Source organism: Parafrigoribacterium humi (assembly GCF_040227205.1).
In the GTDB taxonomy this organism is placed as follows: domain Bacteria; phylum Actinomycetota; class Actinomycetes; order Actinomycetales; family Microbacteriaceae; genus Parafrigoribacterium_A; species Parafrigoribacterium_A humi.
The window spans coordinates 494937-514418 of sequence record NZ_JBELOA010000001.1; the positions used below are offsets into that span (position 1 = coordinate 494937).

At 67.7% G+C, this 19482-nt stretch carries 16 protein-coding genes and 1 riboswitch; of the genes, 5 read left to right on the forward strand and 11 right to left on the reverse strand.

All coding sequences use genetic code 11. From position 1 onward, the window contains the following. Position 1: 1 nt before the first annotated feature. Positions 2-850 (forward strand): sulfurtransferase, encoded by an 849-nt coding sequence (locus tag ABUA28_RS02370; RefSeq protein ID WP_349902331.1) that lies wholly within the window; start codon positions 2-4, stop codon positions 848-850. 3 nt (positions 851-853) lie between these two features. Here ABUA28_RS02370 and ABUA28_RS02375 read toward each other — a convergent pair whose 3' ends face one another. Continuing rightward, positions 854-3772, reverse strand: coding sequence for a helix-turn-helix transcriptional regulator (locus ABUA28_RS02375; RefSeq protein WP_349902332.1), 2919 nt, complete (start codon positions 3770-3772; stop codon positions 854-856). 392 nt (positions 3773-4164) lie between these two features. Here ABUA28_RS02375 and ABUA28_RS02380 point away from each other — a divergent pair, with 392 nt between their 5' ends. Further along, positions 4165-5538, forward strand: a complete 1374-nt coding sequence (locus tag ABUA28_RS02380; protein ID WP_349902333.1) for a pyridoxal phosphate-dependent decarboxylase family protein — start codon at positions 4165-4167, stop codon at positions 5536-5538. A 261-nt stretch (positions 5539-5799) separates the two neighbouring features. Here the strand turns inward: ABUA28_RS02380 and ABUA28_RS02385 are convergent, their stop codons facing one another. Beyond that, positions 5800-6861 (reverse strand): VIT1/CCC1 transporter family protein, encoded by a 1062-nt coding sequence (locus ABUA28_RS02385; protein WP_349902334.1) that lies wholly within the window; start codon positions 6859-6861, stop codon positions 5800-5802. A gap of 1 nt (position 6862) precedes the next feature. Continuing rightward, positions 6863-7684, reverse strand: coding sequence for an aldose 1-epimerase family protein (locus ABUA28_RS02390; RefSeq protein WP_407075404.1), 822 nt, complete (start codon positions 7682-7684; stop codon positions 6863-6865). 166 nt (positions 7685-7850) lie between these two features. Here ABUA28_RS02390 and galT point away from each other — a divergent pair, with 166 nt between their 5' ends. From galT to ABUA28_RS02405, 3 genes are read left to right on the forward strand one after another with little or no spacing between them, the layout of a single operon-like run. Further along, entirely contained in the window at positions 7851-8954 is a 1104-nt protein-coding gene (gene galT / locus ABUA28_RS02395) for a galactose-1-phosphate uridylyltransferase (protein ID WP_349902336.1), read from the forward strand. Next, positions 8951-10129 (forward strand): galactokinase, encoded by a 1179-nt coding sequence (gene galK / locus ABUA28_RS02400; protein WP_349902337.1) that lies wholly within the window; start codon positions 8951-8953, stop codon positions 10127-10129. Before galT ends, galK begins: the two co-directional genes overlap by 4 nt. A gap of 35 nt (positions 10130-10164) precedes the next feature. Continuing rightward, positions 10165-10929, forward strand: a complete 765-nt coding sequence (locus ABUA28_RS02405) for a hypothetical protein (RefSeq protein WP_349902338.1) — start codon at positions 10165-10167, stop codon at positions 10927-10929. Positions 10930-10946: 17 nt separating this feature from the next. On the opposite strand, the gene ABUA28_RS02410 is transcribed toward ABUA28_RS02405, so the two are convergent. The 8 genes from ABUA28_RS02410 to ABUA28_RS02445 all read right to left on the reverse strand — a co-directional run bounded on the left by ABUA28_RS02410 (position 10947) and on the right by ABUA28_RS02445 (position 19478). Beyond that, on the reverse strand, positions 10947-11828 hold the full coding sequence (locus tag ABUA28_RS02410; protein ID WP_349902339.1) for a bifunctional methylenetetrahydrofolate dehydrogenase/methenyltetrahydrofolate cyclohydrolase: 882 nt from the start codon (positions 11826-11828) through the stop codon (positions 10947-10949). A gap of 134 nt (positions 11829-11962) precedes the next feature. Further along, on the reverse strand, positions 11963-13261 hold the full coding sequence (glyA, locus tag ABUA28_RS02415) for a serine hydroxymethyltransferase (RefSeq protein WP_349902340.1): 1299 nt from the start codon (positions 13259-13261) through the stop codon (positions 11963-11965). Between the two features lie 40 nt (positions 13262-13301). After that, positions 13302-13409, reverse strand: a riboswitch (ZMP/ZTP riboswitch). Between the two features lie 43 nt (positions 13410-13452). After that, positions 13453-14601 (reverse strand): SIS domain-containing protein, encoded by a 1149-nt coding sequence (locus ABUA28_RS02420; protein ID WP_349902341.1) that lies wholly within the window; start codon positions 14599-14601, stop codon positions 13453-13455. Further along, positions 14594-15910 (reverse strand): D-tagatose-bisphosphate aldolase, class II, non-catalytic subunit, encoded by a 1317-nt coding sequence (locus tag ABUA28_RS02425; RefSeq protein WP_349902342.1) that lies wholly within the window; start codon positions 15908-15910, stop codon positions 14594-14596. Before ABUA28_RS02425 ends, ABUA28_RS02420 begins: the two co-directional genes overlap by 8 nt. Then, entirely contained in the window at positions 15903-16763 is an 861-nt protein-coding gene (locus ABUA28_RS02430; RefSeq protein WP_349902343.1) for a class II fructose-bisphosphate aldolase, read from the reverse strand. Before ABUA28_RS02430 ends, ABUA28_RS02425 begins: the two co-directional genes overlap by 8 nt. Beyond that, complete coding sequence (locus ABUA28_RS02435) at positions 16760-17698, reverse strand: ROK family protein (RefSeq protein WP_349902344.1); 939 nt, start codon at positions 17696-17698, stop codon at positions 16760-16762. Before ABUA28_RS02435 ends, ABUA28_RS02430 begins: the two co-directional genes overlap by 4 nt. Beyond that, positions 17698-18534 (reverse strand): carbohydrate ABC transporter permease, encoded by an 837-nt coding sequence (locus tag ABUA28_RS02440; RefSeq protein ID WP_349902345.1) that lies wholly within the window; start codon positions 18532-18534, stop codon positions 17698-17700. The genes ABUA28_RS02435 and ABUA28_RS02440 overlap by 1 nt, the downstream gene beginning before the upstream one ends. After that, complete coding sequence (locus ABUA28_RS02445; protein ID WP_349902346.1) at positions 18534-19478, reverse strand: carbohydrate ABC transporter permease; 945 nt, start codon at positions 19476-19478, stop codon at positions 18534-18536. The genes ABUA28_RS02440 and ABUA28_RS02445 overlap by 1 nt, the downstream gene beginning before the upstream one ends. Positions 19479-19482: the final 4 nt, after the last annotated feature.

Genomic DNA, 19482 nt, shown 5'->3' on the forward strand with positions numbered 1-19482 from the left:
CATGGCACCAGACACCAGTCCCCTGATCTCGGTCGACGAACTCGCCTCGGCCATCGATGACCCGACGCTCGTGCTGCTCGACGTGCGGTGGAGCCTCGGACGAACGGATGGCCGCGAGCGCTACCTCGCCGGCCACATCCCCGGAGCGCGCTACGTCGATCTCGACCGCGACCTCGCCGCGGCTCCGTCGCCGGCGCGCGGCAGGCATCCGCTCCCCGACCCGGACGACTTCCAGCGAACCCTGCGCACGCTCGGCGTCACCACCGAGAGCACGATCGTCGTCTACGACCAGGCGGAGAGCTTCGGTGCCGCGAGGCTGTGGTGGATGCTCCGGAACGCCGGAGTGGGCGATGTACGCGTGCTCAACGGCGGGCTCGACGCCTGGGCCCGCGCGAAGCAGGAGCAGAGCGCCGGCAACGTGCGCGCCGCGGCGCCCGGCGACGTGACCGTGCGGTGGGGTGCGATGCCGACCATCGACATCGACGAGGCCGCCGGGTTTGCCGGCCACGGCATCCTGCTCGACGCACGGGCCGGCGAGCGGTATCGCGGCGAGGTCGAGCCGATCGATCCGAAAGCCGGGCACATCCCCGGCGCCGTGAACGCGCCGACCACGGAGAATGCCGACGAGTCCGGCGCCTTCTTCCCGGCCGAACGGCTTCTGGCGCGCTTCGGTGCACTCGGGCTGAACGATTCCACCGAGGCCGCCGTCTACTGCGGCTCCGGCATCACCGCGGCCCACCAGGTTCTCGCGCTGGAGCTCGCGGGCATCCCCGCCGCACTCTTCGCCGGATCCTGGTCGCAGTGGGCGAACGACCCGTCGCGCGAGGTCGCGACCGGCGCGACGCCCTGACGCTCACGGAGCCGGTGGTCGACAGCGCGAGGCGATGAACGCTGCCTCGGTGCGGGACGCCGCACCGGTCTTCCGCAGGATCGCCGAGACATGAACGCTCGCGGTCTTCACGCTGATGAAGAGCCGGTCGGCGATCTGCCGATTGCTGAGCCCCTCGACGATCAGCGCGAGCACCTGCTGCTCTCGCTCGGTGAGCTGTTGCCCACCGTTCGCCGGATGTCTGCCCGCCGCCGTGAGTCCGGCGCGGTCCTCGAATTCCGCCGTTCGATTCACGATGAGCTGCGCGCCGACCTCTGCCGCACGGGACCTCGCGGCCCCCGCGCTCTCCTGCGCCGCGACCCGGTCTCCGCGCGCCATCAGCGCTGTCGCGTGCCGAAACTGCGCGTACGGCAGCCACTGCACCGGAATCGTCGGAACCCTCGTCGCCTCCACGGCCCTGCCCCACAGCGTCGGGTCAGCACCATCGTGCTCCTCGCCGCCCAGCTCGGCCTCGAACAGGGCGAGGTAGGCAGGAGCGGTCGGCCACGAGGCCGACAACGCGAGCACCCGCCGCAGCGCCGCCTCGGCATCCGGGTACGTCATCGCAGCGTCGTACTCGTCCGATGGCACTTCGCCGGCGCGCTTGAGCTCCGCAAGGGAACGAGCGGCCACCACGAGCAGCGGCAGATCGTACGGCGGGTAGACCCGGTGGTCGGGATGAAGCACAACCCGTGCCTCGCTCCAGGCAACGAGCGCATCACCCCGTTCAAGCGCGATCTCCGCGGCGACCCGAGCGATGCCGAGCCTCGATTGCGTGTCGATACACATCTGGAGGCGCAGGCCAGCGCGCCAGCCCTCGAGCAGTCGAGAGGCGAGGGAGGGGTCACCACCCCATAGCGTCGTGAGCAGTGTGAGCCGCTGCAGATGGATGTTGAATCCGATTGGAGAGTCCAGTTCCATCGCCCGGTCGAGCAGTTCTGTCGCGCGCTGAACGTCTCCGAGCGCAAAGAGCGGTTCGATCACGTTGGACATGAGCATCACGCCCGAGGTGCGCTCGACACCGCGCTGCCTCGCCCGTTCGAGCCCGGTCTCGGCGAGTGTCACCGCGTCGCCGAAGCGCCCGAGCAACTGCATGGCATCCGACTTATTGACCCAGAAGCGCAATCGCGCAGAGTCGTTGCCGTCGGCAAGCTCTCCCGCGAGTTCGAGGTCGGCCAGCCCACGTTCGACGAGGCCCGACGATACCCGCGATATTCCGCGGATGTTCGCGGCCACGGACATCCGATCCTTCGAGTCGACCTTCTGCGCCTCGGTGAAGGCCTCGTCGGCCAGCTCGATCGCACGGTCGAACTGTGCGGCCAGCATGTAGCGGCTGGCGAGCTCGCCCAGCACATTCGCCCTGAGCACGCTCGGTTCGCCACCGTGCAACACCTCGAGCGCCTGCCCGAGGAGCTCGATGGAACCCTCCTTCCCGACATTGGCGAGGAACGACGCCTTATTGCGCAGCATGAGAGCGTAGAGCGCCGAGTCCATCGGGCTGGACTCGGCCAGCGCGATGTCGATGAGAGCGAGCGCGCGCTCGCTTTCGCCGGTGTTGCGCAGGATGTATGCGGTGCGCGAAAGGAGTTCGACCCTGCTGATGCCGGCGATCGCTTCGGCGTCGGGAACCATCCCCCACAGCTCGATCGCGCGCTCTCCCATCCGTGCGGCCGTCACGAAGGCGAAGGCGCTTCGAGCCTGTGCCATCGCCTTCAGCGAGGCCGCGAAGGCGCGTGGCAGGTCGTGGGCGGCCATCCAGTGATACGAGATCTCGCTCGCATCCGGCTCTCCAATGGTCGTCGCGCCCTCGAGAGCGAGCGCGTACGCGGAGTGGAAACGCACCCGCTCTCCCGGCAGCAGCTGCTCGTGGATGGCCTCCCGCACGAGAGCGTGCCGAAACCCGTAGCTCGTGCCGTCGACAACGAGCACGCTCGCTTCAACGGCTTCACGTGCAGCCTCATCGATCTCGTCAGCGGAACTCGCAGACACCGTGGTCAACAGCGCGTGCTCGACGTGATTGCCGCCTGCCGCGAGGAGGCGCAGCATGCACCTGGTGTCGTCGCTCAGGGTCTCGTACCGAGCGAGCAGGATGTCGCGCAGGTTCGTCGGCACCAGATCCTGCTCGTCGTAGCACCCGAGACCGACGATTTCCTCGACGAAGAACGGGACGCCGCCGGTGCGCTGCACGATGACCGCGAGCTCGCTCGAACTCGGGCTCGCCCCACCGAGCGCAGCGACGAGCTGCCGCAGCTGCCTGCGCCCGAGGCGGGTCAGTTCCCGCCGCTCGACCCGGCGACTGCGATCCAGTTCGGGCAACCACCCGTGCAGCGCACGGCCGCTGCGCAACTCATCGGATCGGAAGGTCAGGACAAAGAGGATCCGGGCGCGCTCGAGCACCCGCACGAGGAATCGCAGCAGACCGACCGCCGCCGGGTCAGCCCAGTGCAGGTCTTCGATGGCGACGACGAGTGGATGATCGGCAGCAATGTTCTCGAGCACAGACGCCACCGCGTCGAACAGCAGGTCGACGCTGTTCCCGCTGACGGACGCGGACGGAGTTGCGAGCTCGGGGAGGAGCACTCCCAGGGCATCATGGGCGGGCCCGGCGGCCTCTCGCACCACCTGCTCCCCGAATTCGCGGACGAGCTCGCGCAACGGCTCGACGATCGGCGCGTAGGGCGGCGCGTCACGGTCGAGGTCAACCGACTGCCCTCGGAGCGCAATCACGCCCGAGGGAAGGTCCGCGAGGAATTCCTGGATGACGCGCGACTTGCCGATGCCGGCTTCACCACTCAGAACAACGGTTCTCGTGCTGCCACTGACGGATTCCTGCACGGCTTCGCGCAGCATCGCCAACTCGGTTTCCCGCCCGATGATGAGCGGGCTGACTGCGGCTGGCCTCATGCTTTCATCGTGCCACCTGCCCCCCACATCCTGCAGGCTCGGCCTGGCGAAGAGCGACCTGCCGCGGTTGTACGACGTTTCGCGCTGAAGGAGAAGCCGCGGGGGTAGCCGCGCGATGTCCACGGAACCACCTCGCGCGGCTCCGCGGCTCGGCTTCGGGAGCTCGCTCGAGCGCGCGCCTCCTCCATTCCAGCTCCTGCGTGAGCCGCTTCTCGCGATCGCGGTTGAGCCACGCGAATGAATACTCTGAAATCTGCATGATCGGCCCTTTCGCCCTTTCCCACCATCGAGAGTGCTCTCTAAGGTGGTGGCCGCTCATCGGGAAAAGTACCTATTTACGGGCGCGGGCGGGAGAGCTTGCAGTGGGCGGCCGCGGATGAGAACGTTAGGGCATGAACGAGTCTTCCGCCCACTCCGCCGCCACCCACTCCTTTTGGGGCGACGAATCACGAGTTGTCGAACACGCGCTCGACTGGGCCGCCCGTCGCGTCGTGCGACACACCGACCCGATGTCGACGGCCAGACCGTCATCGGAGTTGGCGGCGGATGCCGGCCCCTCGATCACCGCGGAGGGCATCGGTGGCGAGGCGGCACTGGCCATCTTCGACCGCGTGCTCGAGCCAGCGACGCGCTCGCAGGACGACCCCATGAACCTCGCCTACATCGCCGCTGCCCCAACACGGGCAGCCATCGCCTTCGACCTCGTCACGAGCTCGGCCAACATCTTCGGCGGCCTGTGGGAAGCCGGCGCCGGCGCGATCTACGCGGAGAACGAGGCACTCGCCTGGATCACGGGGATGCTGGGATGGCCGAGTACTTCCGGTGGCACCTTCGTCTCCGGCGGTACCTCGGGCAACCACTCCGCGCTGATGACCGCCCGTGAGACCGCCAAGGCCAAGCGCGGCGGCCGGCCGGCCGGCGGGTGGCAGCTCGCCTGCACCACGACGGCGCACTCCTCGATCCACAGCGCGGCGCGAGCTCTCGACGTGGACATCGTCACGGCGCCGCGGGACGAACGTGACCACCTCACGGGCGCTGCGCTGCGCGCGGTGCTGGCGGAGCATCCGGATGTCTTCGCCGTCGTCGCCTCGGCGGGCACCACCAACGAGGGCCTCATCGACGACCTCGCGGATATCGCGGACGTCTGCGAGGAATACGGCGTCTGGCTGCACGTCGACGGCGCGTACGGCGGCGCCGGCCTCACCGCCCCGTCGGTCCGTCACCTCTACGCGGGCATCGAGCGGGCGGACAGCTTCATCGTCGACCCACACAAGTGGCTGTTCGCGCCCTACGACTGTTGCGCGCTCGTCTACCGGCAGCCTGAGCTCGCCCGCGCGACCCATTCCCAGCACGCGAGCTACCTCGATCACGTCGACCGTGAGTCGTGGAACCCGAGCGAACTCGCCCTGCACCTCTCCCGGCGCGCCCGCGGGCTCCCCCTCTGGTTCAGCCTCGCGACGCACGGCACCGACCGATACACCGCGGCCGTGGAGAGGTCACTCGCCACGGCGCGCGCGGTGACCGAGGCCATCCGCGCGGCTGAGTACCTGAACCTCGTTGCGGAGCCCGAGCTGACCGTGATCCTGTTCGAGCGCGTGGGCTGGAGCGACGAGCAGTATGCGGAATGGTCGCACCGGATGTCCACCTCAGGCACGATCTTCTGCGTCCCGACCACCTGGCACGGCCGCACCGTGCTGCGGCTCGCCTTCGTCAACCCCGAGACCGACCCGGCTCGCGTGATTGAGGCGCTCGACACACTGCGCTGACTGCTGCGGTGGGAGTCAGCGACTCGCGGAGGGAATTATGACTCCCGCCGCGAGTGGGTTTCTCCCGCCAGCACGGGCTCTTTCGCCACGATGGGCTGTCTGCGCGTTGCCGGAAAGGAGGAGAAATCGCGGTTTTGACCACAAAAACTCCTCCAATACGTGCCAAAGCGCAGAAAGATCCTTCAATCCGGATGCGGTGGCGGGCTGTCAGAGAACGTGGCGCCACCTTTCGACCGGCTCAGGGAACGAGAAGCGGCTGGACTACGCGCCGACGGCTCCGAAGGCCAGGCCGAGAAGGTAGGTGACCACGGCGGCGCCATAGCCGATCGCGAGCTGGCGCAGCGCGCGGCGAAGCGGTGGAGCACCGGAGAGCAGCCCGACGACGGCACCGGTGCCGAGCAGGGCGAGCCCCACGAGCACGGCCGCAATGATGATCGCGACCACGCCGCTGAGCCCAAACAGGTACGGGATGACCGGGATGACCGCACCGGAGGCGAAGAAGCAGAAGCTCGAGACCGCTGCCCGCAGCCCCGTGCCCACCGCCTCGTGGTCGTCCTGCTCCGTCTCGGGCACCGTGGCGAGACTGTGGTCGGCGAGCACGGCATCCGCCCGCGCCTTCGCCTCCTCGATCGACATACCGCGCGCGCGGTAGACGAGCATGAGCTCGTTGGCATTCACGTCGAGGTGTGGCAGCGCGGTGTTCGCCTCGGGGTCAGGGGCGGATGCCTCGAGCAGTTCGCGCTGGGACCGCACGGAGACGTACTCCCCCGCCCCCATCGACAGCGCACCCGCGAGAAGACCCGCGACCCCGGTCAGGAGAACGACGTGGGAGGCGACGCCGGCAGCGCTGATCCCGATGACGAGGGCGAGATTGGAGACCAGCCCGTCATTGGCACCGAACACGGCGGCGCGGAACGTGCCTGAGAGGCGATTGCGTCCACGCGCGGCGAGACCGCGAACTACCTCGCCGTGGATGCGCTCGTCTGCTGCCATCGCGGCCGTGGCATCCGCATCCGCTTCGTAGGGCGAACGCGCCTCCGCGCGCTGGGCGAGCGCGAGCACGAAGACGGAGCCGAAGGTGCGCGCGAGCAGGCCGAGCATCCTGGTGCGGATGTCGCCTCTGCGCGGAGTGCCCACCCGGTCGCCGAGCAGTTCCTGCCAGTGTGCGGCGTGGCGCCCCTCCGCCTCGGCGAGCGCGAGCAGGATCTCCCGCTCCTCGCCGGTGCGGCGCGAGGCGAGGTCACGGTAGACGGCAGCCTCGGCGATCTCGTCGGCCAGGTACTGCCGCCAGCGACGCACATCGCGTTCGGAAGATGTCGGCATGTCAGCTCTCGGTGGTGCCGCCGTAGCGCACGCCCCAGGTCGCCGACCAGCTCTCGTCCGGTTCGAGCCAGCGCACGCCCTTGCCGGAGTTGAAGCCATCCGCGGGCGCGGTCATCGGCTCGATCGCGATCGCGAGGTGCTCTCCACCCTCGCCCGAGAACGCACGCGTTGTGAACACCTGCACGTAGCCGAACGACCCGTCCTGCCACAGTTCGACGAAACGACCATCCGGCGCGGTGAGGCGGTGGCAGCTGACGCCGTCAACCATTCGAACGGCACCGAAGCCGTCGTCGAGCGACAGATCGCCGACCCGACGCCCGCCGCGAAGATCAAACTCCGTGCCGTCGACGGGCACCTCGCGGATCGGGTTGAGGCGCTCATCCACGTCGAAGTGGGTGTCCGCGTTCACGGTGAGCACGAGGTCCTCGGTGGGAACCCCGCCGATCTTGAAGAACGGATGCGTGCCCACGGCCACGGGCGCGCGGCCTTCGCCCACGTTGCGGAATCCGTGGGTGACCCGCAGGCCGTCGTCGAGCAGTTCGTAGCGCACGGTCGTGTGCAGCTGGAACGGGTAGCCGTGCTGCGGGAACACCGGAGCGGCGAGTTCGAGCACACTTTCGCTCTGCTCGGTGACGCGATACGGCGTCGCGACGAGGAGTCCGTGCAGCGCGTTACCGCGGGCGGGCTCAGAGATGTTCAGCTGTTGTTTCACGCCGTCGAGCATCCACACGGCGTCCTTGATGCGGTTCGGCCACGGAGAAAGCACCGTGCCGCTGCCGAAAGGAGGGCGCACGGAGGCCGGAAAAGTCTCAACAATCTCCACGCCATCCACCGTCAGAGCCCGTATTCCTGCGGCTACCTCGGTTATGATTGATCGAGATTGTTGTTTTCCGTGCGATCTTGTCAATTCAAATTGTTCTCCAGTGGGTGCTCGCATCCGCCCAGCATAATCGCGGTGGCTACACACAACCGCACGTCAAAGAGGTCATATGCCGCAGATCACCAAACGCGAGTACCGCCTTGCGGACGGTCGCGAGCTCATCTACTTCGATGACGCGGACACCACGCTGGCCCCGGATCGCGCACCGGATGCCCGCCTCCTCGACCCGAGACCGCACACGGCGACCATGAGGCAGGATCCACTCACCGGCGAGTGGATCTCCGTTGCCGCTGCGAGGCAGAACAGAGTGTTTCTCCCCCCGGCCGACCAGGACCCGCTCGCGCCGGCCAGCGCATCCAACCCTTCGGAGATCCCCAGCAACTACGACGTTGCCGTGTTCGAAAACCGCTCGCCGTCGTTCGGGCCGCTGCTCACCGATGACAATGCCCCTGCAGGCCTCGATGACCTCGCCACAATCGGGCTCGGCCGCACCCGCACCGCGGTCGGCCGCTGCGAGGTGGTGTGTTTCAGCCCGGCGACCGAGGGCTCGTTCGGCAGCCAGACCGAGTCCCGCGCCCGTACCGTGATCGAGGCCTGGGCGGATCGCACCGCCGTGCTCTCGGCGCTGCCGGGTGTCGAGCAGGTGTTCCCTTTTGAGAACCGCGGGGAAGCCATCGGTGTGACGCTGCACCACCCACACGGACAGATCTACTCGTACCCCTACATCACCCCGCGCACCGAGAGGCTCATCGCCTCGATCGACAACTTCGGCCCGGACCTGTTCGAGAAGATCCTCGAGAGTGAGCGGGCGTCAGAGCGCGTCGTGCTCGAAGGAGAGCACTGGATCGCCTTCGTGCCGTTCGCCGCCCGCTGGCCCCTCGAGGTGCACATGCTCCCGCACCGCCACGTGCCCGACTTCGCGGCGACGAGCGAGGAGGAACGAGACGAACTGTCGCGCCTGTACCTCACCCTGCTTCGCGGCGTCGACAACATCTACGAGACCCCCACCCCCTACATCGCGGCGTGGCACCAGGCACCCGTGAACGTGAAACGAGACGAGATCCGCCTCATGCTGCAGCTGACCTCCCCACGCAGGAGCAAGAACAAGCTCAAGTACCTTGCCGGCTCCGAGGCCGCGATGGGCGCATGGATCGGCGACGTCGTGCCCGAGAAGGCCGCAGAACTCGTACGAGACGGGATCGCCAGACTGTGAGCGGCAGCGACCTGCGCGACGAGGTGCGCGAGAGCTTCACCGCGCTCTATGGCCACGCGCCGGAGAGCCTGTGGTCCGGCCCCGGCCGTGCGAACCTCATCGGGGAGCACACCGACTACAACGGCGGCTTCGTGCTGCCGTTCGCGATCAACCGGCGCACCGTGCTCGCGATCGGCCGCCGGGATGACCGCGTGATGCGCGTCTCCAGCTCATTCGCCGAGGAGACCATCGAACTGTCACTCGACGAGCTGCGTCCGGAGAACCTGAGCGGATGGTCGGCTTATCCGTTCGGGGTGGCGTGGGCGCTCGCACAGAAGGTCGCGGGAGATCGCAGGGCGGACCTGGACTCTGTTGCTGGCTTCGACATCCACCTCGACTCGAATGTTCCGGTGGGGGCAGGCCTCTCCTCCTCGGCGGCGATCGAGAGCGCCGTGGCGCTCGCGCTGAACGAGCTGTGGGGACTCGGTCTCGACCGGCGCACTCTCGCGAAGGTCGGCCAGCTCGCAGAGAACGAGGCCGTCGGAGCGCCGACGGGAATCATGGACCAGTCGGCGTCGCTGCTCGGAGAAGCAGACAGCGCCGTGTTCCTCGACTGCCGCAGCCTCGAGAGCGAGGTCGTTCCACTCGGACTCGAGGCGGCCGGGCTCGCGATCCTCGTGATCGACACCCACGTCAGCCACCAGCACGCGACCGGTGGCTATACGGAGCGGAGGGCATCCTGCGAGCGCGGCGCGGCGGCGCTCGGGGTCGACTCCCTCAGGGACGTCTCGGTTGCCGACCTCGGGCTCGCGAGGGAACTGCTCGACGACGTCACCTTCCGTCGCGTGCGACACGTCGTCACAGAGAACCAGCGTGTGCTCGACACCGTCGCGACACTCAAGGAACACGGCCCGGCAGCCATCGGCGATCTGCTCGATGCCTCACACCGTTCGATGCGCGACGACTTCGAGATCTCGGTTCCGGAGCTCGACCTCGCCGTGGAGACCGCACAGTCCTCCGGTGCGATCGGCGCGCGGATGACCGGAGGCGGATTCGGCGGTTCGGCGATCGCGCTCGTGCCGGAGGAATCCCTGTCGCTCGTGGAGGTTGCCATCGACGGGGCTTTCGCGGAGCATGGATACGGGCAGCCCACGACCTTCGTCGTGAGCGCGGCCCCCGGCGCTTCGCGAGAGTAGACGCGCCGAGCCTGGGCCACGATCAGGGGGATGCCGTGAAGAAGCCGCTCGCCACGACCTGCCTTGGCATCCTCGCCGTCGCCTGCGCTGCGCTCGTGCTGAGCGGATGCGCGGGGCAGGCCCCGCAGAAGACCCCGCAGAAGCGCGCCGTCGCCTCTCACACCCCGGCCCCGGCCACGACGCCCACGCCGGGGCCCCCGTCGGACGTGCTCTTCACCATCTCGGCGAACGTGCGCAGCTCCGGCGGTTCGACGATCGGCATCGAGCTCACGGCGCACGAACCGCTTGCGGCGAGCGACCACAAGGCTGCGAACCTCGTCACAGAGTTCCTCGACCGCTGCGGCGACGGCGTCGGCGGAACCCCGATCAGTGCCGAGACCATGGCCGCGCACGGCGGCACGATCATGCGCCTCGACCTCACAAGCACGACGACGAGCCAGGACTTCGTCTCTCCGCTCGATCTCTATCTGGGCAGCAACTACAGCGCGAAGGCGGCGAGTGGCGACGGAATCGTGAATCCGTCGTCGTTCGACGGATGCCTGGGAACCTACTCCTGGGCGAGCTCGGGAACCGCGCACGGAATCGCGGAGTTCGACAGCGACAGCGATAGCCCCGACCTCGGCAAGTGGCGGTTCGGCCTCTACGGCTTCGCCGTGCAGTCGAACACCAACGCGACCATCGAATCCTGCACGATCAGGATGACTCCGCTTGCCACGGCCGCGAAGGTCGAGGATGTCGACGGCTGGGCAACGCAGGACACGAGCGGAACAAGCTGCGTCACCGGCTACGTCGGCGAGTAGCGCGCCTCGCTCTCGCCTCAGCTGGCCAGGCGCTCCGCTGCGGTCACGACGTTGACGAGAAGCATCGCGCGCGTCATGGGACCGACCCCGCGCGGCACCGGTGAGAGGTGGCCCGCAACCTCGGCGACGGCCGGGTCGACATCGCCGATGAGCCTGGCCTTGCCGGTCTCCTCGTCGACAACTCGAGTGATTCCGACGTCGAGCACAGCAGCACCGGGCTTGACCCAGTCCGCCTTGATCAGGGCCGGGACGCCGACCGCCGCGACGACGATGTCGGCCTGGCGCACCTCATCCGCGAGGCCCACCGTGCGCGAGTGCGCGAGGGTGACGGTGGCGTCGAGCCCCTTGCGCGTGAGCAGGAGGCCGAGCGGACGACCGACTGTGAGACCGCGGCCGACGACGACGACCTTGCGACCGGGAATCGGAACGTCGTAGCGCCGAAGCATCTCGACGATCCCGGCCGGTGTGCAGGGCAGCGGGGAGTCGAGCTCGCCGGAGACGCCGAGCACGAGGCGGCCGAGGTTGGTCGGGTGCAGGCCGTCCGCATCCTTCGCCGGGTCCATGAGCTCGAGCATCGCGTTCTCGTCCATGCCCGCGGGAAGCGGAAGCTGGATGATATAGCCCGTCACGGCGGGGTTCTCATTGAGTCCCGCGATGGCAGCACGAACATCGTCAGCGGATGCCGTGGCCGGCAGGTCCACACGAATCGACTCGATACCCACCTCTGCACAGTCACGGTGCTTGCCTGCGACATAGGAGAGCGAGCCCGGGTCCTCCCCGACCAGCAGCGTTCCGAGCCCCGGGGTGATGCCTTGCGCCTTGAGCGCCGCGATCCGCGCCTTCAACTCGCCCTTGATGGCGGATGCCGTGGCGACGCCATCCAATTTCGTTGCGGTCATGGGAGCTCCCTTGTATTAAGGCGGGTCGAGTAGCGCGCGAGGAAGGAGCCCGCGTATCGAGACCGGGACGAAGCCACAGCTGCGAAGGTCTCGATACGCTCGCTAGCGCTCACTACTCGACCAGCGGAAGTGAATCAGGCCCAGGTGCCGGGGCTCGTGAGGCCGGGGTAGAGCGGGTAGCCGTCGGTGAGCTTCACGACGCGGGCGCGCAGGGCGTCGACGTCCGGAGCGGGCTTCAAGGCCGTGGCGATGATGTCCGCGACCTCGGTGAATTCCTCGTCGCCGAATCCGCGGGTGGCCAGCGCCGGGGTCCCGATGCGCACCCCTGACGGGGTCATCGGCGGGCGCGGGTCGAACGGCACCGCGTTGCGGTTCACGGTGATGCCGACCGAGTGCAGGATGTCCTCGGCGTCCTGCCCGTGGATCGCCGAGTTCCGCAGATCGACGAGCACCAGGTGCACGTCGGTGCCACCGGTGAGCACGTCGATGCCCGCGTCCTTCGCGTCGGATGCCGTGAGCCGCTCGGCGAGGATCTGGGCGCCGCGCACGGTGCGCTCCTGGCGGTCCTTGAACTCCGGCTCCGCGGCGAGCTTGAACGCGGTCGCCTTGGCGGCGATCACGTGCATGAGCGGCCCGCCCTGCTGGCCGGGGAAGACGTTCGAGTTGATCTTCTTCTGCAGCTCGAGCTCGTTGGTGAGGATGAAGCCGCTTCGCGGTCCACCGATGGTCTTGTGCACGGTGGACGAGGTGATGTGCGCGTGCGGCACGGGCGAGGGGTGCAGCCCGGTCGCAACGAGGCCGGCGAAGTGCGCCATGTCGACCCAGAGCTTGGCACCCACCTCGTCGGCGATGGCGCGGAAGGCGGCGAAGTCGAGCTGGCGCGGGTAGGCGGACCAGCCGGCGATGATGACCTTGGGGCGCAACTCGAGCGCCCTCTCACGCACCACATCCATGTCGACCAGGAAGGTGTCGGGGTCGACGCCGTAGGCGTGGGCCTCATAGAGCTTGCCGGAGAAGTTGAGCCTCATGCCGTGGGTGAGGTGACCGCCGTGGGCGAGTTCGAGGCCGAGGATGCGGTCGCCCGGCTCCGCGATCGCGGAGAGCACAGCGGCGTTGGCCGATGCACCGGAGTGCGGCTGCACGTTCGCATACGCAGCCCCGAAGAGGCTCTTGGCGCGCGCGATCGCGAGGGTCTCCGCGACATCCACGAACTCACAGCCACCGTAGTAGCGGCGGCCGGGGTAGCCCTCCGCGTACTTGTTGGTGAGCACGGAGCCCTGAGCCTCGAGCACGGCGCGGGGAACGAAGTTCTCGCTCGCGATCATCTCGAGAGTGCCGCGCTGGCGGGCGAGCTCGTTCGCGAGTGCCTCGGCTATCTCGGGGTCGACCTCGGACAGTGGCGCGGTGAATTGGGCGGGAAGGTGAGAGGACATCGGCGGCTCCTTGTGACGCGAACGGATAAAACAAAGGTATCCGTTCGGCCCAGGCGTACGGCCGAATCTGGGGCTTCCTCCGGCTCACCCGGGGGATGCTGTCGCTCCCCGATGGTTGCCCATCTCAACGCCAGTCGCGACGCGGCAAGTCTAACCGACCGCGGTCGCGATCAGCCAGCGCTTCCCATTACTCAGGCACCCAGCGGATATATCTGCACGCCCTTCACGACACGGTTGACGTCACCGCCGGGGAACGGGTTGTCTGTGGTCACCCCGAGCTCGGTCGAGAACGACAGGGCGAGCACCTGCGCGATGGTCACGAACGCGACCGCGAGGTAGGCGTCATCAAGCGCACTGAGTTCCTCGAAGACGAAAGTACGGATGTCGGACTCCAGCGACAGCGGAAGCGCCGAGATCACCACGAGGTTGCTGGCCGGAATGGTCGCCTGCAGTTCGTGGACGATGTCGAGGTCGTAGTGCCTGGTGTACGGATCGGATGACACGTACACGATCACCAGGGTGCGGTCATTGAGCACGGACTTCGGGCCGTGCCGGAAGCCGAGCGACGAGTCGTAGTACGAGACGATCTTGCCCGCGGTGAGTTCCAGGAGCTTGAGCGCCGACTCCCGCGCGAGCCCCGTGAGCGGCCCGCTGCCGAGGTAGACGACACGATCGAAGCCCCTCGCCGCGAGTGCGCGCGCGGGTGCCTGAACCAGCTCGAGGGCGCGCCCTGCCGCCGCGGACAACGCCGTGACCGCCGCGTCATCCGTGCCCCCGAGGATGAGGAGACTGGACAGCAGCATCGAGGTGAAACTCGAGGTCATCGCGAAGCCCTCGTCGTTGGCACGCTCCGGCATGAGCACGACGGCGGACTTCTCCCGCCCGACGTGCTCCTGCGACAGCTTGCCGGATTCATTGCAGGTCAGGATGAGGTGACTGACGTCGCTGAGGACGTCGTCCGCCAGTTCCGTGGCCGCAATGCTCTCGGGGCTGTTGCCCGAGCGCGCAAACGACACGAGCAGCGTCGGCAGGTCCTCGGCGAAATAGACGCGCGGGTTGGACACAATGTCCGTCGTCGCGATCGCATCTACGCGCCGATCGAGCAGGCGCGAGAGAGCCGGGGCCGCAATGCTGCCGACGAAGGCCGAGGTGCCTGCGCCCGTCAGGACGATGCGCAGGTCCGGGCGGGCGAGCAGCGGTGCCAGAAATGCATCGAGCGCGTCCGCGTTGCGGAGGACGTTGTCGAGAGCCTCGCGCCACACATCCGGCTGTTGAAGTATCTCCCGCACCGTCGCCGCCCCGCTCTCGGGCCAACGCTGTGTTTCGGTGGTGCTAGGCAAGACGTGCTCCTTGGGTTGTGGTGGATAGTGGTGAAAAGCAGGCACGAGCGTACGGACGCAGGCAGTCCCGCACCCTGTCGATGACGAGGGAACGGGGGTCGGAGCCGAGTTCTCCCGCCCGCACCCGCGTGTACTGCTCCGGCAGGAACTGGCTGATCAGCGGCTCGGGGATCTGGATCGCAGTGAGGTTCTCGTAGAGTCGGGCCTCGGCGGCGGCTATCTGGGGGTCCGGCCAGTAGTAGCGCAGTCGGTCGCTGTAGCTGTAGCGCCTGGCGATGCGCTGCTCGTCGGTGCCGCCCTCGTAGTAGCTCTCCCAGTAGCCGGGGCTCTCGAGCATCCGCTCATCGATGACCTCGATGAGCCTCGAGCGTGAGCCCTCCGGCACGAGTTCGTCTTCGATCTTCGCGAGCGCGAACAGTGCCTCGCGCATGGCGAAGGTGAGGCCGGGGCCGACCTTGAGAACCGCCCAGTGATCCTCGACCAGCTGCCGGAGTTCTTCCGGTCGCTGATAGTCGGTGGAGTGCGCCTCGAACACCATCCCGCTCTCGCCGTCGAGGACGGCGCGGAGAGCAGCGGTCGCCTCGTGCACGTAGTCGATGACCTGGAGGTGATCGAACTCGACCGCGGGCTGCACGACGAGCGCGATGATGCGAGACCACACCGCCTCGAGGCCGCGCGCGGCGAGCGCGATCCTGTGCTGGCCGAGGGTGGCACGGGCCGCGTCGGCAGAAGTCGGCTGGAGCTGCGACAGCGTCTCGTGGGCGCCGCCGGGCACTGGGACCTCCGTGCCGATGACGTAGAGGATGCTCTCGCCGAGACCGGCATCCCTGGCGGTGTCTTCCGCGACGCGCATGAGCCTCGCCGTGCGTTCTGCCACGAGTTCATCGCCGGCCGGAACGGGGTCGCCCGCGCAGGACATGCTGCAGTCGAGGTGGATCTTGGTGTATCCGGCCCGAACGTAGGCCTCGACGAGCGCTTCGGCGTTGTCCATGGCCTCGGCGGCCGACAGCTTCTGCCAGCGGTTCGGGCCGAGGTGGTCGCCGCCGAGCACGATCCGCTCGCGAGGGAAGCCCAGCCTGTCTGCGATGCCGAAGACGAAGTCCCGGAAGTCGCTCGGGCGCATCCCGGTGTAGCCGCCGAACTGGTCGACCTGATTGGAGGTCGCCTCGATGAGCACGTAGGTTCCGTCTGCCGCGGCCTGCAGCATCGACGCCTCGAGCACCGTCGGGTGCGCTGAGCACACCGAATAGATGCCGTTGGCGTTCCCCGCCTTGTGGTCGCGGATGGTGTTCCACAGGTGGTCAGTCATGGTGCTCCTTGCTGAGATTCTCGGCCAGTTCTGCGACGGTCGATGCGATGGCGTCGCGGGCAGCGCCCAGGTAGCCGCGAGGGTCGGATGCCGACGGATTCGCGGCGAGAAAGTCGCGCACGGCCGCGGTGAACGCGATGCTCAGCGCGGTGCCGACGTTGACCTTGCGGATGCCCGCGGCCACGGCATCCCGCAGCATCGCGGTCGACACCCCGGACGACCCGTGCAGCACGAGCGGCACGGGAACAGCGGATGCCAGCTCGGCGATGAGCGCGAGGTCGAGTTGTGCACTGTGCGAGGTCATCGCGTGCGAACTCCCCACGGCAACGGCGAGGCCATCGACCCCGGTCGCCGCGACGAACTCTCGCGCCTCGATCGGATCCGTACGCACGCCGGGCGCATGGGCGCCGTCCTTGCCGCCGATCTCTCCGAGCTCCGCTTCCACCCAGAGACCCGCATCGTGGGCACGCCGCGCGTAGTCGGCGGTCAGTGACACGTTCTCGTCGTGGGCGTGAGTGGAGAAGTCGAGCATGATCGAGGTCGCTTCGTGCTCCGCACCGAGCCCGATCCCCTGCTCGATGAGCTGCGGGTCCTGGAAGTGATCGAGGTGCAGGGCGACAGGGACTCCGGCTGTCGCGGCCAGTTCGCGACACGCGCCCAGCACCGGCGCAATCGCGCCACCGTGATACCGGATGGCCCGCTCACTGAACTGCAGGATCACGGGAGCCGAGGCCCGCTCGGCGCCCGCGACGATGCCCTCGGCGTATTCGAGCGAGATCACGTTGAAGGCGAGCACCGCCCGCGCCCGCTCCCCCGCGGACGCCACGAGCGCGTGGGCCGTCGACGCGGTCATGGCCGCTCCCCCGCACCGCGCTGTGTCCGCTCCAGAACATCACGTGCAAGCAGCCCTGCACCGAGGCAGGCCGCGTTCTCGCCGAGGGCGGCGAGAGCCAGAACCGGCTCCGGTCTCCAGCCGAGCCTGCCCCGAAGGGATGCGCGCAGCGGGTCGAGCAGCAGGTCACCGGCGGCAGACACCCCACCGCCGATCACGACGAGATCTGGGGCGAGAAGAGAGATGTAGCTCGTGAGGGCCCGCGAGAGCCCTTCGATCGCCTCGTTCCACACCCGCGCGGCCAGCGGATCGCCGCCGACCATGCGCTCCACGACCGGCTTCGCACCCGAGAGCTCCGTGCCCGCGAGCGCGTTGTAGCGGCGAGCGATGGATGGCCCGGTCGCCACGGTCTCGAGGCATCCGGTGTCACCGCACGCGCAGACCTCCCCGGAGCCGACGTCGAGGTGCCCGATCTCGCCCCCGTACTTGTTGTCGAGCGCATGGCCACCCGTATAGATGGCCCCGGAGATTCCCGTGCCGATCGGCATGAAGAACATCTCTTCTGAGCCGCGCCCGGCACCCATCTCGCGTTCTGCACGTCCACCTGCGCGCACATCGTGGCCGAAGCCGACGGGCAGACCGGTCCGCTCGGCGAGCAGCGCACGGAAGGCGACGTTCTTCCAGCCGATGTTCTCGGAGTACTCGGCGACACCGGTGTGGGAGTCGACCAGTCCGGGCACGACGAGCCCGATTGCCCGCGCGTTCGGTGCTCGCCCGACGAGCTCGTCGACGGCAGAGAGCACGGCACCGACGACCTGCTCCGGCCCATCGGCCCGAGGGGTCGGCCATCCGTAGAAGCTCTCGACGGTGTTGTCCTCGCCGAGAATCGCGCCCTTCATGGCGGTTCCGCCGACGTCGAGGGCGATCACCTGGCCGGTCATCCGGGAATCGGTCATCACTTCACGCTCCCCGCCAGCAGGCCGCTCACGATGTAGCGGTTCAGCACCACCGCGATGAGCGCGGGCACCGCGAGCGCGATGACCCCGGCAGCACTCAGGAGCGTGTACGGCACGATGTGCCTGCCCTGAATCGACGCGATCACGACCGTGAGCGGCTGGGTCGACAGGTCGCTCGAGAGCACGAGGGGAAAGAGGAACTGGCCCCACGCGAAGAGGAAGGTGATGATCGCCGTGGAGATGACACCGGGGCGCGCCAGCGGCAGCACGACGTGCCACAGCACCTGCATGCGGCTGGCGCCGTCGATGGTGCCCGCCTCCTCGAGCGCGATCGGCAGGCTCGACATGTAGTTGTAGAGAATCCAGGTCGCCAGAGGCAGGAAGCCGGAGACGTAGACGAGGATGATGCCCGTGTAGGTATTGACGAGACTCAGTCCGGTGAGGATCTGGTAGATCGGGATGAGCGTCGTGTACGCCGGGAACGCCATCGTGGCGAGCACCGTGTAGAACAGGACCTTGCGACCCTTGAACGTCATCCGGGCAAAGGCATACGCGGCGAGCGTCGCCAGCACGATCGTGACGAGCGTCGCGGCCGCACACTCGATGACGATGTTGATCGCGGACTGCCTGATCGACTGCGAGAGATCGCTGTTGCCGGAGAGCAACGCAATGTAGTTGTTCAGTGACGGCGTCGGCGGCAGGTAGTTGGACGGCTTCGCCGCGGCCTGCGCGTCGGTCTGCAGGCTGATGTTGACGGCCCAGTACAGCGGAGCGAGAGACCAGAAGAGAATGAGTGCGACGCCGATGCGGCGAGCCCAGGGTGCGCGTTGTTTCATCAGTACTCCACCGGCCTGTAGACGATTTTGAGCACCAGGAACGATGCGATGAGCGTGGCGATCGTGATCAGCAGGGACAAGGCATAGCCCTCTCCGAAGTTGAGGTTCTGGAAACTGATGAAGTAGGTCTGCATGGTCAGGGATGCGCCGGTCGCGGCCGAGCCGTTGAGCACATACGGTTGGTCGAACACGTTGAGCGTCTGGATGATCGCCTGCACCATCGCGATGGTGATCCCGGGGCGGGCGAGCGGAAGGGTGATCCGCTTGAACGCCTGCCAGGGCGATGCCCCATCGATGTTCGCCGCCTCATAGATGTCGGCCGGGATGTTCTGCAGCGCGGCCAGGATGAGCAGCGTCGAGAGCGGGGTGATCTGCCACACCTGCACCAGCTCGATGCCGATGATGGTCAGGAACTGGTTCTGTCCGAGGAAGACCATGTAGTGATCGATGAGGTGCAGCGAGTGCAGCACGCTGTTGAGCAGGCCGCTGTTGCTGTCCCAGATGCTCGCCCACAGGATCCCCTCCACCACGCCGGGCAGCGCCCAGGGAAGGATGAGGACGGCGATGAGCACGGAGCGGCCGAAGAACTTCTTCTGCAGCGTCACGGCCATCGCGATGGCGAGCACCGTCGAGAGTCCCACACCGAAGACCACGTACAGGGCGGTGTTGCCGATGCTCGAGGTGACCGCCGTGCTGCCGAACAGCGAGACGAAGTTGTCGATGCCGTTGAAGCGGTCCGGTGGGTTGAGCGGCTGCACCCGGAAGAACGCGGCGATGATCGTGTAGCCGGCCGGGATGAGGGCAAGCCCGACGATGAAGATCATCAGTGGCGTGACCAGGCCGTAGGGTAGGAGGTCGATTCGTCTGCGCTTGCCGCCCTCGCGCCCCCCGCGTTTGTTCAACGCGGGGGGCGAGAGCTTGTCGACGCGAATAGTCGTGCTCATCGAT

Coding starts and splice junctions, on each gene's coding strand:
- ABUA28_RS02380 (WP_349902333.1), top strand. CDS start 4,165: ATGAACGAGTCTTCCGCCCACTCCGCCGCCACCCACTCCTTTTGGGGC.
- ABUA28_RS02430 (WP_349902343.1), bottom strand. CDS start 16,763: ATGACCGCGTCGACGGCCCACGCGCTCGTGGCGTCCGCGGGGGAGCGG.
- ABUA28_RS02435 (WP_349902344.1), bottom strand. CDS start 17,698: ATGACCGATTCCCGGATGACCGGCCAGGTGATCGCCCTCGACGTCGGC.
- ABUA28_RS02370 (WP_349902331.1), top strand. CDS start 2: ATGGCACCAGACACCAGTCCCCTGATCTCGGTCGACGAACTCGCCTCG.
- ABUA28_RS02440 (WP_349902345.1), bottom strand. CDS start 18,534: ATGAAACAACGCGCACCCTGGGCTCGCCGCATCGGCGTCGCACTCATT.
- ABUA28_RS02410 (WP_349902339.1), bottom strand. CDS start 11,828: ATGACCGCAACGAAATTGGATGGCGTCGCCACGGCATCCGCCATCAAG.
- ABUA28_RS02375 (WP_349902332.1), bottom strand. CDS start 3,772: ATGAGGCCAGCCGCAGTCAGCCCGCTCATCATCGGGCGGGAAACCGAG.
- galT (WP_349902336.1), top strand. CDS start 7,851: ATGCCGCAGATCACCAAACGCGAGTACCGCCTTGCGGACGGTCGCGAG.
- glyA (WP_349902340.1), bottom strand. CDS start 13,261: ATGTCCTCTCACCTTCCCGCCCAATTCACCGCGCCACTGTCCGAGGTC.
- ABUA28_RS02385 (WP_349902334.1), bottom strand. CDS start 6,861: ATGCCGACATCTTCCGAACGCGATGTGCGTCGCTGGCGGCAGTACCTG.
- ABUA28_RS02425 (WP_349902342.1), bottom strand. CDS start 15,910: ATGACTGACCACCTGTGGAACACCATCCGCGACCACAAGGCGGGGAAC.
- ABUA28_RS02445 (WP_349902346.1), bottom strand. CDS start 19,478: ATGAGCACGACTATTCGCGTCGACAAGCTCTCGCCCCCCGCGTTGAAC.